The following is a 20,382-nucleotide window of genomic DNA, read 5'->3' on the forward strand; positions in this document are numbered from 1 at the left end:
TGTGGGCGTTCTGTGCCGTGTCCTCACCAATCGGCCGCGGCGCGCAGCAGGCCTTCGTGCGCCCGGGCGATATGGGGATGGGCGAGGGTACCGGCGCGTATGACCAGGAAGTACGTGCGCAACGGGGGCACGGGTGGTTCGAGGAGAGCGACGACGCGACCGCGCTCGAGGGCGTCCTCGCACAGGTAGCGCGGCAGTACGGCGAGCCCGGCTCCCGATGCGGTCGCTTCCAGGACGGCCCTCAGATCGGGCGCTATGACGGTGCCCGCCGCGGCCGGCCGTGAGTCGAAGACGGAGTGCCAGTACCTCGAGACGAACGGCAGGGACTCATGGACCTCGACCACAGGGAGCTGTTCGAGTACGACATGGCCCTTGCGTAACACCGAGGGCCCCAGGTGGACCGCCCAGCGGGGAGCCGCGACGAGGACGTGCTCCTCGTCGCACAGCGGCGTGGCGGTGAGGAGCCCCCCACGGGGCTGGGCGGTGGCTATGGCGAGGTCGTGGTGGCCTGCGGCGAGCCCTTCGAGGGCCTCCTCCGCGTTCCCGAAGGAGGCGCGCAGGGTGAACCCCTGGCCGATCAGGGGCGTGAGCGCGGGAAGTGCGCGCGCGGAGGTGAATTCGGGCGGCCCGGCGAGATGGAGGGTGCGGATGCCGGTCTCGGTGTCGAGACCCACTTCGGCTATTTCGAGCAGGGCGTCGAGGTGCGGTGCCGCGCGGTGTGCGAGTTCGTCCCCGATGGTGGTCGGGGTGACGCCGCGTGCCTGCCGAAGGAAGAGCGGCCTGCCGAGCTGTCGCTCCAGTGTCCGGATCTGACCGGTGACCGCGGGCTGGGAAAGTCCGAGGAGTGCGGCTGCGCGTGTGAACGACCCGGCCCGGTGCACGGTGACGAATGTGCGCAGTAGGGCGAGATCCATGCCATGCCCTTCCCGATCCGACGTTACCCCCGAACCCGGCCAACTATAAATAAGTCGATAGGTCTCTGTCGCTAGCGTGATTGGACACTGACGCTGAGTCAACTAGCCTTGTCGGCACGGTTCTTCGCGCGCAGGAGCCGAGGGTGGTCCGAGCCATGAGGGGGGAGGCTCGGACCGCCCGTCACCGCCTGTGGGGTCAGCCGGTGTGCGTGGAGCGGGTTACGTCTCCTCCCGGGGCTGCTGCCTCGTCCAGTGCCCGCAGCACGTCAGCCACCAGGTCGTCGCCGTCCTCGGCGCCGGCGGAGAAGCGGATGAAGCCCTCGGGAACGGCGTCACCGCCCCACCGGCCGCGGCGCTCGGCGGTCGAGCGCACCCCGCCGAAACTGGTGGCGTCGTCGACCAGGCGCAGCCCGTCGAGGAAGCGCTCCGCGTGGGCCCGGTCGGGCAGGTTGAAGGAGACGACGCATCCGAAACGCCGCATCTGCTGCGCGGCGATCTTGTGCGAGGGGTCGTTCGGCAGTCCGGGATGACGCAGGCCGCTGACCTCGGCGCGGCCGTTCAACGCCTGTGCCACGGCCAGCGCGTTCGCGCTCTGCCGATCCGCGCGCAGCTGAAGTGTGGCGAGCGAACGGTGAGCGAGCCAGGCCTCCATCGGGCCCGGGATCGCTCCGACAATCTTGCGCCACCGCCGTACTCCGGCCGCGAGCTGCGGATCGCGGCAGGTCACGTGGCCGAGCAGGATGTCTCCGTGGCCGGTCATCCCCTTGGTGTCGCTGGCCACGGAGAAGTCGGCGCCCAGCTCGAGCGGCCGCTGCCCGAGGGGGGTGGCCAGCGTGTTGTCCACCGCGACGAGCGCGCCTGCCGCATGGGCGAGGTCGGCCAGCCGCCGTACGTCGCAGACGTCGAGTCCCGGGTTGGAGGGCGTCTCGAGCCACAGCAGACGCGCCCCGTCGAGCAGGGCGGCCTGTGCGTCGCCGCCGGTCGGCGCCGTGCGTACCTCGATGCCGAACGCGCGCAGCTGCTCGTGCACCAGAGGCAGGGCCTGATAGCCGTCGTCGGGCATGACGACGACGTCACCCGTCTTCAGCTGCGACATGAGAACGGCGGAGATCGCCGCCATGCCGGAGGCGAAGGTAACGGTCTCTACGGCCTCTCCGGGCGCCTCGAGTTCACCGATGGCCCGCTCCAGATGTGTCCACGTCGGGTTCTCGTCTCGGCCGTACGTGTAGGGGCCCGTCGGCTCCCCGGGCAGATGGAAGTGAGCCGCGAAGACCGGCCCGGGAAGGGTCGGTTCGTACTTCACCGGCTCGGGCAGCCCCGCCCGTACCGCCGTGGTGCCGTCCCCCTGGGTCGTGCCTGTCATGCCGCTCGCTCCTCAAGTGCAGTTCTCACGGCGTCGAGCAGGCCCTTGCCCGCCGCCTCCACCATCTCCAGGCAGTCCTCGAAACCGTCCATGCCGCCGTAGTAAGGGTCGGGGACGTCGAGGTTTTCCGGCTGTGCGGGGTCGTACGCGCGCAACATCCGCACCTTCGCGGCGTCCGTCGGCGTCGGAGCCAGCCTCCGCAGCGCCCGCAGATGTCCTTCGTCCAGCGCGATGACCAGGTCCAGGCCGTCGAACCACTCCGCCCGGAACTGCCGGGCGGAGTGGTTCGAGGGGTAGCCGTTCGCTTCGAGCACCGAGACGGTGCGCGGGTCGGCGCCGTCCCCTTCGTGCCAGCCACCGGTGCCGGCGCTGTCGACGCGCACGGCGGGGCCGAGCCCGGCGTCCTTGACGAAGGTGCGGAAGACCGCCTCGGCCATCGGCGACCGGCAGATGTTGCCGGTGCAGACGAAGCAGACGCGATACGGGGAGTTCATGTGCCGATCAGTCCTTGTCGGGCAGGGCGAGGTTCAGCGCCCAGGAGACGACGGAGATGATCAGGGCGCCCAGCACCGCCGTCCAGAAGCCGTCGACATGGAAGCCAAGATCCAGCTTGTCGGCCAGCCACGAGGTGAGCAGCAGCATCAGAGCGTTGATCACGAGCGTGATCAGACCGAGGGTGAGGATGAACAGGGGAAGGGTCAGCAGTTTCACCACGGGCTTGACGACAAAGTTCACCAGGCCGAAGAGAAGGGCGACCAGGACCAGGGTCCAGGCCTTCCTGCCGGTGCTGTCACCGGTCAGGGTGATGTCCTGCAGCAACCACACGGCCACCCAGAGGGCACCGGCGTTGGCGATCGTCTTGACTAGGAAATTCATCATGTGTCTGATCGTGGCAGACGTGATCGGACCGAGTGCAGGGGCGGGACAGGCATGAAGGCATTCCGGCTGGACGAACTCGAGGCGGAACGCGCCGCGAACGACGGGGCATACCTCCAGTTCCTGCGGGAAAGGAACATGTCGGTCGGCCTGTACGCGCTGGACGCCGGTGAGATCGACCCCCAGCTGCCCCACAAACAGGACGAGGTCTACTTCGTGGTCAGCGGCCGCGCGGCGATCACCGTGGGCATGGAGACCACGCAGGTCGGGCGCGGCAGCGTCGTCTACGTGCCGGCGGGGGTCCCGCACAAGTTCCATCACATCAGCGAGGACCTGCGGGTCATGGTGGTCTTCTCTCCGCCTGAGAGCTGACGGCACACCCCGCCGGTCCCTAGGGGTTCTGTCAGGGGAGTTCAAGGGCTCGCGGGCACCGTTCCACGCTTCCGCCCGCCTAGCATCGAAGGCAGGCAAACCGGAGAAACGAGGTAGGGACGATGGCTGTGCGGGAGATGCTCACGGGGATGCCGTGGTGGGTGAAGTGGGTCGCGATCCCTGTGATCGCGCTGGTCGTGTTCGGTGGACTCATCGCGAGCGTCGTCGGGTTCGTGATCGGGCTGCTCTTCAAGCTGCTGGTCTTCGTCGCCCTCGTCGGCGGACTCGTCTTCGTCGTAAGGAAGTTCATGTCGTCCTCCAGCTCACGCAGTGACTGGTAGCCGCAGGAGCCGCCGTTAGCCCGGCCGGGGGAACGGCCGGGCAATCGGCATACGCGGACAGGCGCTCCGGTTAATGTGGCTCCCCTCTGCCGCCCCTCGGGACACCCGGATCATGGCGTCCCCGTCAGCACCGCGAGGTGCGCCGGGGCCGATGCCTGTCGAGGGCTCGGGGCCGCGGCGGCCGCGCGGGGGCGGCCCCCTCGCGGGTGGGCGTGCTGCCCGCCACCATGCCTGGGGGTGACCTGTGGCCGGGGCGACGAAAGCCACTGCACCTACCCTGATCAGCTCCGTGCAGCGTGCGTTGAGGCTGCTGGAAGCGGCCGGCGCCCACCCGGACGGGGCGCCCGCGAAGCAACTCGCACGCGAGGCCGGGATCCCCCTGCCGACCGCCTACCACCTGCTGCGCACCCTGACCCATGACGACTACCTGCGGCGTCGGAGCGGCGTGTACACGCTCGGGGACGCCGTCGAACGCCTGGTCGGCGGTACGCCGGAGAATCGTCGCAGCACTCTCGAGGACTCCCTCGCCCACTGGCGGGACGCGATCGGTGTCCCCGTCTACTTCGCCGTCTACCGCGAGGGCGAGATCGACATCGTCGCGGTCTCCGACACGCCCTACGCCCCCGCCGTGCCCGAGTGGGCCGACTTCCGGGAGACCGGACACGCACATGCGCTGGGTCAGTGCCTGCTCGGACAGCTCGACGAATCGTCGCGCCGCGACCACCTGAGCCGCCATCCCGTGCAACCTGTGACGCCGTACACGGTGCGTGACGGGCGCACGATGCTCGAGCGGCTCGCCGCGCGAGGATCCATGGAGCCCGTAGTGGAACGGCAGGAATATGCGGTCGGCACGGTCTGTGCCGCCATTCCGATCACTGTTGGTTGCCATGCCGCAACGATGGCCATTTCTCTCCCGCTGGACCAGGAGGCCAGGCTCCTTCCGGCAGTTGAGCAGTTGCGCACCGGAATCGGTGGGCTGTTGGGGTCACTTGCCTTCTCTATCAGTATCTGAAATATCACTCCTTGTGATCTGCTAGGCCTTCGACCACGATGGCGTCAAGAGGGTCCAGGGGATCGTTCCCGGCCGTTTTCCTTCTGCTTGTCAGTGCGGGTTCATTCAATGCTTCATCTGCTGCGGGGTATGTGATGCGCGAGTCGGTCCAGGCCGAGGTTCTGATGAGGTTCCTCGTCTCCGAGGAACTCTCCTTCCGGATTCCGGTGGGACTGGATTACGAGACAGGAGATCCGTACGCGGTGCGGATGACCTTCCACCTGCCCGGTGACGCGCCTGTGACCTGGGCATTCGGGCGGGAGCTGCTGCTCGACGGGATCAATGGGCCGAGCGGCGACGGTGACGTGCACATCGCGCCCGTCGGACCGGAAAGCCTGTCGGACGTCATCATCAGGCTTCGCGTCGGCGCGGATTCCGCACTGTTCAGGGCGGGAGCGGCGCCGCTGGTCGCCTTCCTCGACCGCACGGACAAGCTGCTGCCGATGGGGCAGGAGCTCATGCTCGGTGACCTCGAACTCAGCCTGGAGGAGGCGCTGGGCCGCATCCTCGCCGAGGAGAACGCCGGCTGACGCAGTTGCCTCTCGCCGATTCGCCGTCCGCTCCGCTCACGCCTTGCGTCGCCGCCCCCTGCCGGTCCGTACCGGGGTTCCGTCCGCCTGGCCCGGACCCGCCGGACCGGGGCGGTCCGCGGAAACCACCAGGGCGGCGAGTGCGGTCGTCACCGGAACCGACGCGACCAGGCCGATCGACCCCACCAGCATCCGTACGATCTCCTCGGCCACCAACTCGCTGTTGGCGACGGTGCCCACGCTGGACTGCGCGATGGAGAAGAGCAGCAGAAGCGGCAGCGCGGCACCCGCGTAGGCGAGCACCAGCGTGTTGACGACGGACGCGATGTGGTCGCGGCCGATGCGGAGGGCCGAGCGGTAGAGCGCCGCGGGCCCCATGTCGGGGTCGGCCTGATGCAGCTCCCACACGGCCGAGGTCTGCGTCACCGTCACGTCGTCCAGGACGCCGAGCGAGCCGATGATGACGCCGGCCAGCAGCAGACCGCTCATGTCGATCTCCGGATACAGGCCGTGGATCAGACCGGTGTTGTCGTCGGTGTTGCCACTGAGGCTGGCCCAGCCGATGAACAGTGAGCCGAGCAGACCGATCAGCAGCAAGGAGATCAGTGTGCCGAGCACCGCGACGGAGGTCCGTGCTGTCACCCCGTGGCACATGTAGAGCGCGATCAGCATGATGGCGCTCGACCCGACCACGGCCACGACCAGGGGATTGGACCCCTGCAGGATGGCGGGCAGGATGAAGAGCGTCAGCAGGGCGAAGGAGGCGGCGAGCGAAATCAGGGCCATCAGGCCGCGCATCCGGCCGACGAGCACCACGACGAGTGCGAAGATCCCGGCCAGCAGCGCCATCGGGAATCCCCGGTCGACGTCCGTCACCGAGTACTGGAGATCGCGGGGGGCGTCGGGAGCGTATGCGACGACCACGCCCTGACCTTCCTTCAACTGCCGCGGCGCGTCCGGCTGGACGATCTCGATGAAGGTACGGCCCTTGTCCTTGCCCGTGGTCACTTCGACGGTCGCCCTGGCGCACTGGCCCTGCTGCGAGTTGACCGCCTCGCGGCCCTCCGGCGTGGAGGTGTCGCCGGTCGGTGGGACCTGGGCGGCGTTGACGTCCTCGCAGTCGACCCTCTCGAGAGAGACCACCTTGCCCTGTTCGGTCTGCCGGTCGAAGCCGACACCGGTGCGCTCATGTCCGGGTGCGCCCCCCGGCCACAGCACGGCGAGCCCGACGAGGACGGCCGTCGCGAAGGGGATGAGCACAGCGGCGATGACCTTGCGAAGGTGCTGGGAGACTGGCGCGGCGGGCCCATGACTGTGCGCATGGCTGTGGGCCTGTCCGTGCGGTTCTGGGGGCTGCGGTGATGAGGTCACGGACCGATCATCGCAAGAGCGGGAGGGGCCCTCTGTTCAGCGCGCCAGGTATGACGCTAGCGTGGTGGCACCTTTGCACACGCGGGAGCTCGGAGCACCGGGCTGAGAGGGCGCTGAACTTCGTACATCCGTACGGGACAGCTGCGCCGACCGCCGAACCTGTTACCGGGTAATGCCGGCGTAGGGAGTAGGTCTCATGACCGTATCGGACGCACGCATGCCTGCCTCGAACCAGAACGACGAGGCCGGGAAGTCCATCGGCTGGCACAAGGGATACGTCGAGGGCTCGCGCCCCGACCTCCGTGTGCCGGTCCGCAAGGTGCACCTCACCAACGGCAAGGACGTGACGCTGTACGACACGTCCGGCCCGTACACCGACCCGAACGTCGAGACCGATGTACGCCGCGGCCTGCCGCCGCTGCGGGAGAACTGGATCATCGGTCGCGGCGACACCGAGGAGTACGCGGGGCGGCCCGTCAGGCCCGAGGACGACGGGATCAAGCACACCTCGCCGCGCGGCGGGCTGCGCAACCTCGACGCGGTCTTCCCCGGCCGCCCCCGCCAGCCCCGCCGCGGTCGTGACGGCCAGGCGGTCACCCAACTCGCGTACGCCCGCCGCGGCGAGATCACGCCGGAGATGGAGTACGTCGCCATCCGCGAGAACGTCTCCCCGAGGTGGTGCGCGAGGAGATCGCGGCCGGCCGGGCCGTCCTGCCGGCGAACGTGAACCACCCGGAGATCGAACCGATGATCATCGGCAAGCGGTTCCTGGTGAAGGTCAACGCCAACATCGGCAACTCCGCGGTCACCTCCTCCATCGAGGAGGAGGTGGAGAAGATGACCTGGGCGACCCGCTGGGGCGCCGACACGGTCATGGACCTGTCCACGGGGCGCAACATCCACACCACGCGCGAGTGGGTGCTGCGCAACTCCCCCGTGCCGATCGGCACAGTGCCGCTGTACCAGGCACTGGAGAAGGTCGACGGTAAGGCCGAGGAGCTGACCTGGGAGGTCTACAAGGACACCGTCATCGAACAGGCCGAGCAGGGTGTCGACTACATGACGGTCCACGCGGGAGTGCTGCTGCGCTACGTGCCGCTGACGGCACGCCGCAAGACCGGCATCGTCTCGCGCGGCGGCTCGATCATGGCGGCGTGGTGCCTCGCGCACCACAAGGAGTCCTTCCTGTACGAGCACTTCGAGGAGCTGTGCGAGATCCTCGCTGCGTACGACGTGACGTACTCCCTCGGTGACGGCCTGCGGCCCGGCTCGATCGCGGACGCCAACGACGAGGCGCAGTTCGCCGAGTTGAGGACGCTGGGGGAGCTCAACTCGATCGCCAAGCGTTTCAACGTGCAGACGATGATCGAAGGCCCCGGTCACGTCCCGATGCACAAGATCAAGGAGAACATCGACCTCCAGCAGGAGATCTGCGAGGAGGCCCCGTTCTACACTCTCGGCCCGCTCACCACCGATGTGGCCCCCGCCTACGACCACATCACCTCCGGCATCGGAGCGGCCATGATCGCCTGGTGGGGCACGGCCATGCTCTGCTACGTCACGCCCAAGGAGCACCTGGGCCTTCCCGACCGTGACGACGTGAAGACCGGCGTCATCACCTACAAGATCGCCGCGCATGCGGCGGACCTCGCCAAGGGGCACCCGGGCGCCCAGGAGTGGGACGACGCGCTGTCCGACGCGCGCTTCGAGTTCCGGTGGGAGGACCAGTTCAATCTGGCTCTCGACCCGGACACCGCCAGGGAGTTCCACGACGAGACACTGCCGGCCGAGCCGGCGAAGACGGCGCACTTCTGCTCGATGTGCGGTCCCAAGTTCTGCTCGATGAAGATCTCCCAGGACATCCGGCGCAAGCACGGCGGCGACCTCGGGGACGGGGGCGACGTCGCGGAGGCCGAAGCCGGCATGGCGGAGAAGTCGCGGGAGTTCGCTGCGGCGGGCAACCGGGTCTACCTGCCCATCGCGGACTGACCCGCGGGCGCACCGGCGAGTGAGTGAGTGGGCGGGCCGGCACCGTGGCGTCGGCCCCCTCCATCCGGCCGGACACCGGCCGCCGGTCACTCCGGCCGGTGTTCCGGTCCTCCGAAGTCGGGGCTGGTGAAGTCCGGGCTGGTGAAGGTCGGCCGCTGCCCGGCGGTCGACCCCTCCGCGGGGCTGGAGAACTCCGGTCCGCTGAACCCGATCTTGGGGATCCGGCTGACCGGTCTGGGTGGCGCGGTGGAGGTCGGATCGGCGCTCGGGTCGGCGAGGGCTGCCCGAAGGAAGGGCAGGATTCCGCGCTCCAGGAGGGCGTGGCGCCAGGCGTCCTTTGCTCGGGACACCTCGTCCGGCAGCTCTCCGGCGGGCACCTCCTCCGCCACCTGGGCGGCGCCGTTGCGCAGGGCGGTCAGAAGCAGCCCCACCGCGGCGACCAGGATGGCGGCCGCCGTGAGGGCGCCGAAGAACCAACCGGCGGTCAGCAGGGCGTCGGCGAAAGACGGCGTGGGGCTGAGCATCTTCAGGATGTAGCCGACGAGCAGGAAGATCGCGGCGGCCGTTCCGGCGAGGACCGGGGCGAGCACCGCGATGACGGCGGCGAAGCCGGCGCCGCCGCTTCCCGCGTGCTGTCCGACGGCCGGGGACAGCACGGAGCCGCTTGCCGAAGCGGCCGCAGTGGACGTGCGCATCTCCCGGCGCACTTTCACATAGTGCTCGTACTCGGCCGCGGCAGAGGCCGCTATCAGTGCCGTCGCGTTGAGCGCCATGGTGCGCAACTGCTCGGCGTTGAGGCGTAGGCCCACGGCGGCGAGGTCAGGGCGTTCATGGGCGTTGCGCAGTGCTTCGTCGAGGACCCGCTGGTACTCGGCGCGGTCCTCGTTCAGCAGGTGCGGAGCGCTTTTCATGTGCATCCCCCGATGCTCCGTCGGGCCGGACGGCCCGTACGACGGGCGGTCGAGCGGAAACGGAGGAGAGTCTGCTACGGATAAGCCGATGGTAGAGCGGTTACGGCACAGGGTGACAGGGGGTTTCCGTAAATCGCCTGCCGCGGTCGGCTCAATCCGTCAGGGGGAGTTGCTGGACAAGAAGCTTTCCGGCCATGGTCACGCCGCCGTCCATGGCGATGGCGAGCCCGTCCGCGTAGACGTGCGGGCCCTCGACCACCGGACGGTCGTCGTCCTCGCCGTCCTCGGTGCCCACCTCGCCCAGCAGGTACGGGATGGGGCTGTGACCATGGACGATGCGCCGGCCGCCAAAGGCGGAGAGAAGCTCGCGCACCGCCTGCGGTCCGCCCTCGTCGCGGAAGGCGAAGCGCTTGGTGAACTTGCGGAACAGGTCCCAGCATTCGTCCGCGTCGCCCCGGGTGAGGACCGCGTGCACGGTGTCGTTGACGTCCGCGATGGTGGACCCGTAGTCGAGGTACGCGGTCGTGTCGGAGTGCAGCAGGAGGTGGCTGTCCTCCTCGACGATCGCGTCGAGCCTGGCCATCCACTGCAGGTGGACCTCCTGCAGCCGGTCCATGTCCGTCTTCTGGCCACCGTTGAGGAGCCACGCGGCCTGGAAGGTCGCGGTGCCGGCGCCGGAGTTGACGGGCGTGTCGCCGAAGCGTTTGGCGCCGATCAGCAGCAGTTCGTGGTTGCCCATCAGCGCCTTGCAGTAGCCGCCGGCAGCGGCGGCCTCCGCAGAAAGGCGCATGACCAGGTCGATGACGCCGATCCCGTCGGGACCGCGGTCGGTGAAGTCGCCGAGGAACCACAGCCGGGCGTTGCCCGCCGCCCAGTGCCCTTCGGCGTCGATGAGGCTCTTCGCGGCCAGGGCGGCGACGAGCTCGTCGAGGTAGCCGTGGACGTCGCCGACCACGTACAGCGGGCCCCGTCCGTCGGGAGCGGGCGCCTCGTCCGGATCGACATGGATCTGGACGGTGTCGCCAGGGCCGCCGCGGCCGATGACGGGAAGGTCGCGCGCGGTGGGGGTGTAACCCTCGGGCGGCTCGCCTTCGGGGAAGGCGTTGCCAGGATGGCCCGAATGGAACGGGTCCGCTGTGTGTGACTGCACGGGAACCTGCGCGTACGGCGGTACGCGGAAATCGCGCAACGTCGCCGTCCGGACCACGGGTCCTTGACCGGCCCCCTGAGTCATCGACCCCTCCACCACCGTCGCGCCGCCGTTCACCTCTCGGCCCAGCCTGGTCGGGGTGGTCCGCGGTGTCGTTCGCCCATCATAGGAATGAGCCAGGCGGTGTGTGACGCACCAGGGGTGGTGAAATCCTGGCTCACCCCTGGTTCGTCGGTCGTTTCGTCCCAATTGGGAAGGTCCAGTCCATTGTGGGGACGGTTCAGTTCTTCGAGGGAGACCGTGGTGCGCTCACGGTTGTCCGTGGAGGGCGGCGCTGCGAAGAGGTCCTGATGATCAGTTCGGTCGGTATCACCTGCTCGACCGGACGGTCCTCGTCGATTCCCTCGATCGCGTCGATCAGCAACTGGACGACCGCCGTGCCGATTCTGCGCGGCTTGAGCGAGAGCGTGGTGATGGGGGGCTCCGTGGTGGCGTACACGGTCGACTCGCTGCAGCACACGAGGAGCAGGTCGTCGGGGACGCGCAGGCCGTACCTGCGGGCAGCGGCCAGCAGATCGGTGCCATTGGGATCGAAGAGCCCGTACACGGCGTCGGGCCGGTCCGGCCGGGCGAGCAGCCGGTCGGCGGCAACAGCGCCGGCGCACGGGTCGTGCGCCGGGTAGGACTCGTAGACGGGGTCCTGGCCGACGCGTTCGCACCAGTTGAGGTAGGCGGTCGTGGACAGCCGGGTGTACGTGTCGGTGGTGGTGCCGGTGAGCAGGCCGATGCGGCGGGCTCCGGCGGCGGCGAGATGGTCGAGCAGTTCGAGTACGGCGGCTTCGTGGTCGTTGTCCACCCAGGCGGTGACCGGGAGGGTGCCTGCGGGGCGGCCGTCGGAGACGACGGGCAGCCCTTGGCGCACCAGCTCGGCGACGACCGGGTCGTGGTCGGAGGGGTCGATGACGATGGTGCCGTCGAGGGCGACGTTCGACCAGACGTCGTGTCGTGAGGTGGCGGGCAGAATGACGAGTGCGTAGCCGCGGGCGAGCGCGGCCGAGGTCGCGGCTCTGGCCATCTCGGCGAAGTACGCGAACTCCGTGAAGGTGAAAGGTTCATCCCCGTACGTCGTCACGGTCAGGCCGATTAAGCCCGACTTTCCGGTGCGGAGGGTTCTGGCCGCGGCGGAGGGGCGGTAGCCCAGCCGGTCCGCGACCTCGCGGACATGTCGGCGGGTGGCGTCCGGGAGCCGGCCCTTGCCGTTGAGGGCGTCGGAGACGGTTGTGATGGAGACCCCGGCCGCGGCGGCCACGTCCCTGATGCCTGCCCGGCCTTGCCTACCGCTCCGGCGGGATGTGTCCGTCCGGCTCACGTGATGCTTCCCTGCTGCTGTCATGGCGAGCCGATAGTAGGGCTCGCGCAGGTGGTAGGGCCGGTCGCATATGCGCACGTTGACAGGCACGTTTCTGCATGATCATTCAAGCCCGACTCCCTTGGAAAACAGGGTAGTTGACCACCGATGCGATGGTGTGTCGGGCACCGGGCCACTGAGGCCTGGCTAAGGCTCCATGTCTCGAAGAGGTCTCAACTCATCATTACGAGGGATGCGCGCCACGGCGCGAGCCACCGGCGCGCGCCAGGGTCGCGGGCGCTCCCTCCGGATCGGGCCGTCGGAAGGCCTTCCCGACGGGCTCGTGAGGTTCCGTGCCTCCGGCCATTCGCAGCGGAGGTGAATCCTCATAAGGTGAGGAGTATTGGTTGAGTACCGATGTGCACGGACGGTCGAGGAGGACCTGCGGTGAGCGAGACGAGCCCCAAGCTGCGCGCCGAGCTGGACGGCATCCCCACATACAAGCCGGGCAAGCCTGCGGCGGCCGGCGGTCCGGTCGCCTACAAGCTGTCCTCCAACGAGAACCCGTATCCGCCGCTGCCCGGCGTGATGGAGAGCGCCATCGCCGCGGCGCAGAACTTCAACCGCTACCCCGACATGGCCTGCACCGGGCTGATGAACGAGCTCGCGGACCGGTTCGGGGTGCCGGTGACCCACCTGGCGACGGGCACCGGCTCCGTCGGCGTGGCGCAGTCGCTGCTGCAGTCCACCTCCGGACCCGGCGACGAAGTGATCTACGCCTGGCGCTCCTTCGAGGCGTACCCGATCATCACGCAGATCAGCGGAGCGACGCCCGTGCAGGTCCCGCTGACCGAGGGGGAGGTGCACGACCTCGACGCCATGGCCGAGGCGATCACCGACCGCACCCGCCTCATCTTCGTCTGCAACCCGAACAACCCGACCGGCACCGTCGTGCGGCGTGCCGAGCTGGAGCGGTTCCTGGACCGGGTGCCCTCGGACGTCCTGGTGGTGCTCGACGAGGCGTACCGGGAGTTCATCCGCGACGCCGACGTCCCCGACGGTCTCGAGATCTACCGTGACCGGCCGAACGTCGCGGTGCTGCGCACCTTCTCCAAGGCGTACGGGCTGGCGGGGCTGCGGGTCGGCTTCGCGGTAGCCCATGAGCCGGTGGCGGCGGCGCTGCGCAAGACCGCGGTCCCCTTCGGGGTCAGCCAGCTCGCGCAGGACGCGGCGGTCGCCTCGCTCCGCGCCGAGGACGAGTTGCTGGGCCGGGTGGGCTGCCTGGTCACGGAGCGGGCCCGGGTGCACCATGCTCTGGTCGAGCAGGGCTGGACGGTGCCCGAGACGCAGGCGAACTTCGTCTGGATGCGTCTCGGCGACCGCACGCTCGATTTCGCCGCCGCGTGCGAGAAGGGCGGCGTGGTCGTCCGGCCGTTCGCCGGTGAGGGAGTGCGCGTGACCATCGGCGAGTGCGAGGCGAACGATGTGTTTCTGCACACGGCCGCGACGTTCCGCAAGGAGGTCTGACGGCCGTCCGCCCGGCGCCCCTGGGGGGCGGCAGGCGGTCTGAACAGGAGAAATCTCCTCGCCCCCGTGAGCGCTCTGCTCGCGGGGGTTCTCCGTGCAGGGGGCACCCCCGGTCAAACCGTCCGAATGGCTGTGCGCAATAATGCTTGTGAATGTGAACGCGTTCACAAGCGCGTCCCGGTTCCTCCCGGAATCAGCGGAAGGGAGGGGGACGGCTGCCGCTGTGACCACGGTGACGTAAGGAGAGACGACGTGGACCTCGCTCTGGCGCCAGAGACCTTGGCGCGATGGCAGTTCGGCATCACCACCGTCTACCACTTCCTGTTCGTCCCCCTCACGATCTCGCTCGCGGCACTCACCGCCGGCCTGCAGACCGCATGGGTGCGCACGGGTAAGGAGAAGTACCTCAGGGCCACCAAGTTCTGGGGAAAGCTCTTCCTGATCAACATCGCCATGGGCGTCGTCACGGGCATCGTCCAGGAGTTCCAGTTCGGGATGAACTGGTCCGACTACTCGCGGTTCGTCGGTGACGTCTTCGGTGCCCCACTCGCCTTCGAGGCGCTGATCGCCTTCTTCTTCGAGTCCACGTTCATCGGGCTGTGGATCTTCGGCTGGGACAAGCTGCCGCAGAAGATCCACCTGGCCTGCATCTGGATGGTCTCGCTCGGTACGGTCCTCTCCGCCTACTTCATCCTGGCGGCCAACTCCTGGATGCAGCACCCCGTCGGCTACCGGATCAACGAGGAGCGCGGCCGGGCCGAGCTCACCGACTTCTGGCTGGTCCTGACCCAGAACACCGCGCTCACCCAGTTCTTCCACACCATGACGGCGGCCTTCCTCGTCGGCGGCTCCTTCATGGCGGGCATATCGGCCTTCCACCTGGCGCGCCGGAAGCACATCCCCGTCATGCGGTCGTCCCTGCGGGTGGGCCTGGTCACGGTCGCGATCGCCGGCATGATGACCGCTGTCAGCGGTGACCTGCTCGGCAAGGTGATGTACGAGCAGCAGCCCATGAAGATGGCGGCCGCAGAAGCGCTCTGGGACGGCGAGGCCCCCGCGCCCTTCTCAATCTTCGCCTACGGGGACGTCGACAAGGGCCACAACAAGGTGGCCATCGAGATCCCGGGCCTGTTGTCCTTCCTCGCGCACAGCGACTTCGACTCCCACGTCCCCGGCATCAACGACGTCAACGAGCAACTGCAGGAGACGTACGGGCCCGGCGACTACCGGCCCAACATCCCCGTCGCCTACTGGGGCTTCCGCTGGATGATCGGCTTCGGCATGGCCTCGCTCACCATCGGGATGATCGGGCTCTGGCTGACCCGCAGGAAGTTCCTGCTGCCCGCGGCGCTGCGCACGGGCGAGGACGAGGTGCCCCATCTGGTGCTCTTCAGGAACAAGGCGCTCAGCCCTCGTCTGGGCAGGTGGTACTGGCTGATCGCGCTGTGGACGATGGCCTTCCCCTTGATCGCCAACTCCTGGGGCTGGATCTTCACCGAGATGGGCAGGCAGCCGTGGGTCGTCTACGGCGTGCTGCGTACGCGTGACGCCGTCTCCCCCGGTGTCTCCCAGGGTGAGGTGCTCATCTCGATGACCGTCTTCACCCTGCTCTACGCCGTGCTCGCGGTGATCGAGGTCCGGCTGCTCGTGAAGTACGTCAAGACCGGGCCGCCCGAACTCACCGACGCCGACCTGACCCCGCCCACCAAGATCGGCGGCGACGACCGTGACGCCGACCGGCCGATGGCCTTCTCGTACTGAGTCCGCTGAGGAGCTGCTGAGGCATGGAACTCCACAACGTCTGGTTCGTACTCATCGCCGTCCTGTGGATCGGCTACTTCTTCCTGGAGGGTTTCGACTTCGGGATCGGTGTCCTCACCAAGCTGCTGGCGAAGGACCGCACCGAGCGCCGTGTGCTGATCAACACCATCGGACCGGTCTGGGACGGCAATGAGGTCTGGCTGCTCACGGCGGGCGGCGCGACGTTCGCCGCGTTCCCCGAGTGGTACGCCACGCTCTTCTCGGGCTTCTATCTGCCGCTGCTGCTCATCCTCGTGTGCCTGATCGTGCGGGGCGTCGCGTTCGAGTACCGGCACAAGAGGGCGGAGGAGCGCTGGCAGACCAACTGGGAACACGCGATCTTCTGGACCTCGTTGCTGCCGGCCTTCCTGTGGGGCGTCGCCTTCGGGAACATCACGCGCGGCGTGAAGATCGACGAGAACAAGGAGTACGTGGGCGGTCTCCTCGATCTCCTCAACCCGTACGCGCTGCTCGGCGGGTTGGTGACGCTCACGCTGTTCACCTTCCACGGCGCGGCATTCGCGGCGCTGAAGACCGTGGGGGACATCAGGACCCGGGCCAGGGCACTGGCCGTGAAGCTGGGGGCGCTCACCTTGGTTCCCGCATTCGGCTTCCTGCTGTGGACCCAGGCGTCGCGCGGTGACGGCAGGAGCCTGGTGGCGCTGATCGTGGCGGCACTGGCGCTGGCCGGAGCGGTCGTCGCGGTGAAGGCGGGCCGGGAGGGCTGGTCTTTCGCCCTCTCCGGGGTGACCATCGCCACCTCGGTGGCGATGTTGTTCCTGGCGCTCTTCCCCGACGTGATGCCTTCCTCCCTCGACGATGCGTGGAGCCTGACCGTCACCAATGCCTCGTCCAGCCCGTACACCCTCAAGATCATGACCTGGTGCGCTGCTGTCGCTGCCCCGCTGGTGATGCTCTACCAGGGCTGGACCTACTGGGTGTTCCGTCAGCGGATCGGCACCCAGCACATCGCCGATGCGCACTAGCGGGGGATGTTTCACGTGAAACCGATCGACCCGCGGCTGCTTCGGTACGCGCACGCGACCCGCCGCTTCCTGGCCGCAGTTGTGGTGCTCGGGATCGCCGGAGCGGTCCTGGTCATCGTCCAAGCGATGCTCGTCGCCGAGGTGGTGGTGGGAGCGTTCCAGCGAGGACTGTCCGTCTCCGGGCTGGGCACCCCGCTGCTACTGCTGGCCGTGGTGGCGGTCGGGCGGGCAGCCGTTTCCTGGCTGACCGAACTGGCCGCGCACCGCGCGAGCGCCGCCGTGAAGTCCGAGCTCCGGCGCCGGCTCCTGGAGCGGGCCGCCGAACTGGGCCCCGGTCGGGTGAGCGGGCAGAACATCGGGTCGCTCGTCGCGCTGGCCACGCGAGGCGTCGACGCGCTGGACGACTACTTCTCGCGCTATCTGCCGCAACTGGGCCTCGCCGTCGTGGTGCCGGTCGCGGTGCTCGCCCGGATCGTGACGGAGGACTGGGTCTCGGCCGCGATCATCGTGGTGACGCTGCCGCTGATCCCGGCGTTCATGGTGCTGATCGGCTGGGCGACCCAGTCGAACATGGACCGCCGGTGGAGGTTGCTGTCCCGTCTCTCCGGCCACTTTCTGGACGTGGTGGCGGGACTGCCGACACTGAAGGTGTTCGGACGGGCCAAGGCCCAGGCCGATTCCATCCGGACCATCACCACCCAGTACCGCCGAGCGACCATGCGCACACTGCGGATCGCTTTCCTGTCGTCCTTCGCGCTGGAGCTGCTGTCGACTCTGTCGGTGGCCCTGGTGGCCGTCGGTGTCGGTATGCGGCTGGTCCACGGTGACCTGGATCTGTACACGGGACTGGTGATCCTCATCCTCGCGCCGGAGGCATATCTGCCGATCCGGCAGGTGGGGGCCCAGTTTCATGCCGCCGCAGAGGGACTCTCCGCGGCGGAGGAGATCTTCGACGTGCTGGAGACCGCACCGCGGCGATCCGGTGGAGCTCCCGTCCCGGGCACGCTCCGGCTGGAGATCGACGGGGTGACGGTCCGCCACCAGGGCCGGAGCGAAGCGTCGTTGTGCCGTACGTCGCTTGCGGTCGAGCCGGGCGAGACGGTTGCCCTCGTCGGGGAGAGCGGCGTCGGCAAATCCACCCTGCTCGACGTGCTGCTGGGGTTCACGGACCCGGCGGAAGGGCGTGTACGCGTCGGTGGCACGGACCTGGCCGATCTGGACATGGAGGAGTGGAGGCGGCAGATCGCCTGGGTCCCCCAGCTGCCGTATCTATTCGCCGGATCGATCGCGGAGAACGTGCGGCTCGCGCGGCCGGGCGCGGACGACGCGGCCGTCGTGGGGGCGTTGCGGGAGGCGGGGGCGTACGACTTCGTCGTCGCCCTGCCCGAAGGGCCGGACACACTGATCGGCGAGGACGGAGCCGGGCTCTCCGCCGGCCAGCGGCAACGGCTCGCGCTGGCAAGGGCGTTCCTCGCGGACAGGCCGCTGCTGCTGCTCGACGAACCGACGGCCGCGCTGGACGGGGCCACGGAGGCAGGAATCGTCGAGGCGGTGGGGCGGCTGGCCGAGGGCCGGACCGTACTGTTGGTCGTACACCGCCCGGCACTCCTGGCGGTGGCGGACCGGGTCGTCACACTCTCCCGGCCGGCAGCCACACAGGAGGCGGAGCTCGGTGCACCGGCGGTAACGGCCGACAGGAGGACGGCGGGAGCGAGGGCGGCCGATCCGACGGCTTCGGGCAGTTCGGTCCCGGCCCGGGCGCAGGGCGGGAAGGCACGTCGGCCGCTGGTACGCGTACGGGAGGCCGCCCGGCACCTGCGCGGCCGGCTCGTACTGGCCCTGCTGCTGGGCAGTCTCGCTCTCGGCTCGGCGGTCGGGCTCATGGCCGTGTCGGGATGGCTCATCTCCCGAGCGTCCGAACAGCCGCCGGTGCTGCACCTGATGGTGGCCGTGACGGCCACCCGGGCCTTCGGAATCGGACGGGCCGTCTTCCGGTACGCGGAGCGGCTCGTGTCCCACGACGCCGTGCTGCGGATGCTCGCCGAGATGCGCGTCGCGGTGTATCGCAGGCTCGAACGGATCGCGCCCGCCGGACTCGGCCGGACCAGGCGCGGTGACCTGCTGTCCCGGCTCGTCGCCGATGTGGACGCGCTTCAGGACTACTGGCTGCGCTGGCTGCTGCCTGCCGGCACGGCTGCCCTGGTCGGCGCAGGATCCGTCGTCTTCACCGCATGGCTGCTGCCCGAGGCCGGCCTGGTCCTCGCCGGCGGACTGATCGTGGCCGGAGTGGGGGTCCCGCTGATCGGCGGTTCGATCGCCCGGCGTGCGGAGCAGCAACTCGCCCCAGCCCGCGGCGCCCTGGCGACCAGGGTCGTCGATCTGCTGCGGGGAACGGCCGAGCTGACCGTCGCCGGTGCGCTCCCCCGGCGTCTCGCTTCGGCGCGCGACGCCGACCGGGCACTGACCCGCATCGCGGCCCGCCAGTCCGCCGCCACCGCGCTCGGCGGTGGACTCTCCGCCCTCGTCTGCTCCCTGACCGTGGTGGCTGCCGCAGTGGTCGGTGTGCAGGCCGTGGCGGCGGGGCGTCTCGGCGGGGCCAGCCTGGCGGTCGTCGTGCTCACCCCGCTCGCCGCCTTCGAAGCGGTCTCCGCACTGCCTCTGGCGGTGCAGTACCGGCGGCGGGTGGCACGCAGCGCGGAGCGGGTGTACGAGGTCATCGACGCGCCCGTTCCCGTGCGGGAGCCGGCCCGGCCGGCGGCTCCGCCCGCCACGGCCTTCCCGCTGGAGCTCCGAGGGATCGGTGCCCGGTACGCGGGCCGGCGACTGGACGCGCTGAGCGGGTTCGACCTGACGCTGACCCCCGGGAAGCGGGTCGCCGTCGTCGGTGTCTCGGGCTCGGGGAAGACGACGCTCGCGCAGGTGCTGCTCCGGTTCCTGGATGCCGGATCAGGCACGTACACCCTCGGTGGTGTGCCCGCCGGCGAGATGGAAAGCGACGCCGTGCGGCGGTTCGTGGGCCTGTGCGCCCAGGACGCCCATCTCTTCGACAGTTCCGTACGCGAGAACCTCCGGCTCGCCCGCCCCGACGCGACGGAGGAGGAGCTGAGGGGAGCGCTCGACGAGGCCCGGCTGCTGGAGTGGGTCGATGCCCTCCCCGACGGACTCGACACCCTCGTCGGGGAGCACGGCGCCCGGCTCTCCGGAGGCCAGCGCCAGAGGCTGGCCCTGGCGCGGGCCCTCCTCGCCGCCTTTCCCGTACTAGTACTGGACGAGCCCGCCGAGCATCTCGACCTGGCGACGGCCGACGCGCTCACCGCCGACCTACTGGCGGCGACGGAAAGGCAGGCGACGCGTCCGGGAGGCCGCGCAGGAGCGACGGCCGCCCTGGCAGAGGACGGGACGGGTCCGGCGGCCGCCGGCGCGACGAGGCCGGCGACCGTGCTCATCACGCATCGGCTGCGCGGCCTTGAGGCGGTCGACGAGATCGTGGTGCTGGGGTCCGGGCGGGTGGTGCAGCGAGGGACGTACGAGGACCTTGCCGCGATCGAAGGGCCGCTGCGGACGATGCTCGCCCGCGAGCAGTCAGCCGACGGGAACAGCGCCCGACTTTCCCTGTCAAACAAGCTAATTGGTCTCGGGGCATGACCGCCTCCGAACCGCAGGGCCCGACCGATGCCGCGGCCCGGGAGGCGCCTGCCAGGACGCACCGTGGCTGACCGGCTTCGGACGCACCGTGGCTGACTCGGCCTCGGACCTCCGGGAGCCCCGGTCCGGGTCTTCGACGGCGGGGCCGGACCGTCCCCGTCCGGCCTGACCCCACCGGAGGGGCCGCGCCCCGGTTGTCGCCCGTGTT

At 69.2% G+C, this 20,382-nt stretch carries 16 protein-coding genes, 1 pseudogene and 1 riboswitch; of the genes and pseudogenes, 9 read left to right on the forward strand and 8 right to left on the reverse strand.

The genetic code is table 11. From position 1 onward, the window contains the following. Positions 1-23: 23 nt before the first annotated feature. From GLX30_RS18110 to GLX30_RS18125, 4 genes are all read right to left on the reverse strand, one after another. Entirely contained in the window at positions 24-914 is an 891-nt protein-coding gene (locus tag GLX30_RS18110; protein ID WP_159689921.1) for a LysR family transcriptional regulator, read from the reverse strand. Between the two features lie 196 nt (positions 915-1,110). Continuing rightward, positions 1,111-2,277 carry a cystathionine gamma-lyase gene (locus GLX30_RS18115; protein WP_159689924.1) on the reverse strand — a complete coding sequence of 389 codons (1,167 nt, stop codon included), beginning with the start codon at positions 2,275-2,277 and terminating at the stop codon, positions 1,111-1,113. Then, the gene (locus GLX30_RS18120) at positions 2,274-2,771 is read right to left on the reverse strand and encodes a low molecular weight protein-tyrosine-phosphatase (protein WP_159689928.1); all 498 of its coding nucleotides are present in this window, start codon (positions 2,769-2,771) and stop codon (positions 2,274-2,276) included. The genes GLX30_RS18115 and GLX30_RS18120 overlap by 4 nt, the downstream gene beginning before the upstream one ends. A gap of 7 nt (positions 2,772-2,778) precedes the next feature. Continuing rightward, positions 2,779-3,156 carry a phage holin family protein gene (locus GLX30_RS18125; RefSeq protein ID WP_159689931.1) on the reverse strand — a complete coding sequence of 126 codons (378 nt, stop codon included), beginning with the start codon at positions 3,154-3,156 and terminating at the stop codon, positions 2,779-2,781. A gap of 51 nt (positions 3,157-3,207) precedes the next feature. Between GLX30_RS18125 and GLX30_RS18130 the strand changes: the two genes are divergently transcribed. The 4 genes from GLX30_RS18130 to GLX30_RS18145 all read left to right on the forward strand — a co-directional run bounded on the left by GLX30_RS18130 (position 3,208) and on the right by GLX30_RS18145 (position 5,447). Further along, positions 3,208-3,525, forward strand: a complete 318-nt coding sequence (locus GLX30_RS18130) for a cupin domain-containing protein (RefSeq protein ID WP_005315079.1) — start codon at positions 3,208-3,210, stop codon at positions 3,523-3,525. A gap of 128 nt (positions 3,526-3,653) precedes the next feature. Next, positions 3,654-3,866, forward strand: a complete 213-nt coding sequence (locus GLX30_RS18135) for a DUF5326 family protein (protein ID WP_159695103.1) — start codon at positions 3,654-3,656, stop codon at positions 3,864-3,866. 244 nt (positions 3,867-4,110) lie between these two features. Then, positions 4,111-4,878 carry a helix-turn-helix domain-containing protein gene (locus tag GLX30_RS18140; protein ID WP_208545434.1) on the forward strand — a complete coding sequence of 256 codons (768 nt, stop codon included), beginning with the start codon at positions 4,111-4,113 and terminating at the stop codon, positions 4,876-4,878. A 134-nt stretch (positions 4,879-5,012) separates the two neighbouring features. Next, entirely contained in the window at positions 5,013-5,447 is a 435-nt protein-coding gene (locus GLX30_RS18145) for an SsgA family sporulation/cell division regulator (RefSeq protein WP_159689936.1), read from the forward strand. 36 nt (positions 5,448-5,483) lie between these two features. On the opposite strand, the gene GLX30_RS18150 is transcribed toward GLX30_RS18145, so the two are convergent. Then, positions 5,484-6,818 (reverse strand): YibE/F family protein, encoded by a 1,335-nt coding sequence (locus GLX30_RS18150; protein ID WP_159689939.1) that lies wholly within the window; start codon positions 6,816-6,818, stop codon positions 5,484-5,486. Positions 6,819-6,889: 71 nt separating this feature from the next. Then, positions 6,890-7,022: riboswitch (TPP riboswitch) on the forward strand. Here GLX30_RS18150 and thiC point away from each other — a divergent pair. Beyond that, positions 7,015-8,807, forward strand: a pseudogene (gene thiC, locus GLX30_RS18155) (phosphomethylpyrimidine synthase ThiC). Its footprint overlaps the riboswitch before it by 8 nt. Before the next feature lie 86 nt (positions 8,808-8,893). Here the strand turns inward: thiC and GLX30_RS18160 are convergent. The 3 genes from GLX30_RS18160 to GLX30_RS18170 form a co-directional block, all read right to left on the reverse strand. Next, positions 8,894-9,724: a hypothetical protein gene (locus GLX30_RS18160; protein ID WP_167306837.1), complete on the reverse strand. Its 831-nt coding sequence runs from the start codon at positions 9,722-9,724 to the stop codon at positions 8,894-8,896. A 145-nt stretch (positions 9,725-9,869) separates the two neighbouring features. Then, complete coding sequence (locus GLX30_RS18165) at positions 9,870-10,952, reverse strand: metallophosphoesterase (protein WP_159689942.1); 1,083 nt, start codon at positions 10,950-10,952, stop codon at positions 9,870-9,872. Between the two features lie 196 nt (positions 10,953-11,148). Then, the gene (locus tag GLX30_RS18170) at positions 11,149-12,261 is read right to left on the reverse strand and encodes a LacI family DNA-binding transcriptional regulator (RefSeq protein ID WP_159689946.1); all 1,113 of its coding nucleotides are present in this window, start codon (positions 12,259-12,261) and stop codon (positions 11,149-11,151) included. 402 nt (positions 12,262-12,663) lie between these two features. On the opposite strand from GLX30_RS18170, the gene hisC reads away from it, so the two are divergent. The 4 genes from hisC to cydD all read left to right on the forward strand — a co-directional run bounded on the left by hisC (position 12,664) and on the right by cydD (position 20,174). Next, positions 12,664-13,743, forward strand: coding sequence for a histidinol-phosphate transaminase (hisC, locus tag GLX30_RS18175; RefSeq protein WP_159689950.1), 1,080 nt, complete (start codon positions 12,664-12,666; stop codon positions 13,741-13,743). A 252-nt stretch (positions 13,744-13,995) separates the two neighbouring features. Beyond that, positions 13,996-15,504, forward strand: a complete 1,509-nt coding sequence (locus GLX30_RS18180; RefSeq protein WP_159689953.1) for a cytochrome ubiquinol oxidase subunit I — start codon at positions 13,996-13,998, stop codon at positions 15,502-15,504. A gap of 23 nt (positions 15,505-15,527) precedes the next feature. Continuing rightward, a complete protein-coding gene (gene cydB / locus GLX30_RS18185) occupies positions 15,528-16,529 on the forward strand; it encodes a cytochrome d ubiquinol oxidase subunit II (RefSeq protein ID WP_159689957.1) in 1,002 nt (333 codons plus the stop codon). A gap of 15 nt (positions 16,530-16,544) precedes the next feature. Continuing rightward, positions 16,545-20,174, forward strand: coding sequence for a thiol reductant ABC exporter subunit CydD (gene cydD / locus GLX30_RS18190; protein WP_159689960.1), 3,630 nt, complete (start codon positions 16,545-16,547; stop codon positions 20,172-20,174). The last annotated feature ends 208 nt before the right edge of the window (positions 20,175-20,382 follow it).

The sequence above is a fragment of the Streptomyces sp. Tu 2975 genome (assembly GCF_009832925.1).
Lineage (GTDB): Bacteria > Actinomycetota > Actinomycetes > Streptomycetales > Streptomycetaceae > Streptomyces.

Coding starts and splice junctions, on each gene's coding strand:
- cydB (WP_159689957.1), top strand. CDS start 15,528: ATGGAACTCCACAACGTCTGGTTCGTACTCATCGCCGTCCTGTGGATC.
- GLX30_RS18165 (WP_159689942.1), bottom strand. CDS start 10,952: ATGACTCAGGGGGCCGGTCAAGGACCCGTGGTCCGGACGGCGACGTTG.
- GLX30_RS18120 (WP_159689928.1), bottom strand. CDS start 2,771: ATGAACTCCCCGTATCGCGTCTGCTTCGTCTGCACCGGCAACATCTGC.
- GLX30_RS18170 (WP_159689946.1), bottom strand. CDS start 12,261: ATGACAGCAGCAGGGAAGCATCACGTGAGCCGGACGGACACATCCCGC.
- GLX30_RS18130 (WP_005315079.1), top strand. CDS start 3,208: ATGAAGGCATTCCGGCTGGACGAACTCGAGGCGGAACGCGCCGCGAAC.
- GLX30_RS18110 (WP_159689921.1), bottom strand. CDS start 914: ATGGATCTCGCCCTACTGCGCACATTCGTCACCGTGCACCGGGCCGGG.
- GLX30_RS18125 (WP_159689931.1), bottom strand. CDS start 3,156: ATGATGAATTTCCTAGTCAAGACGATCGCCAACGCCGGTGCCCTCTGG.
- GLX30_RS18145 (WP_159689936.1), top strand. CDS start 5,013: ATGCGCGAGTCGGTCCAGGCCGAGGTTCTGATGAGGTTCCTCGTCTCC.
- GLX30_RS18160 (WP_167306837.1), bottom strand. CDS start 9,724: ATGCACATGAAAAGCGCTCCGCACCTGCTGAACGAGGACCGCGCCGAG.
- GLX30_RS18115 (WP_159689924.1), bottom strand. CDS start 2,277: ATGACAGGCACGACCCAGGGGGACGGCACCACGGCGGTACGGGCGGGG.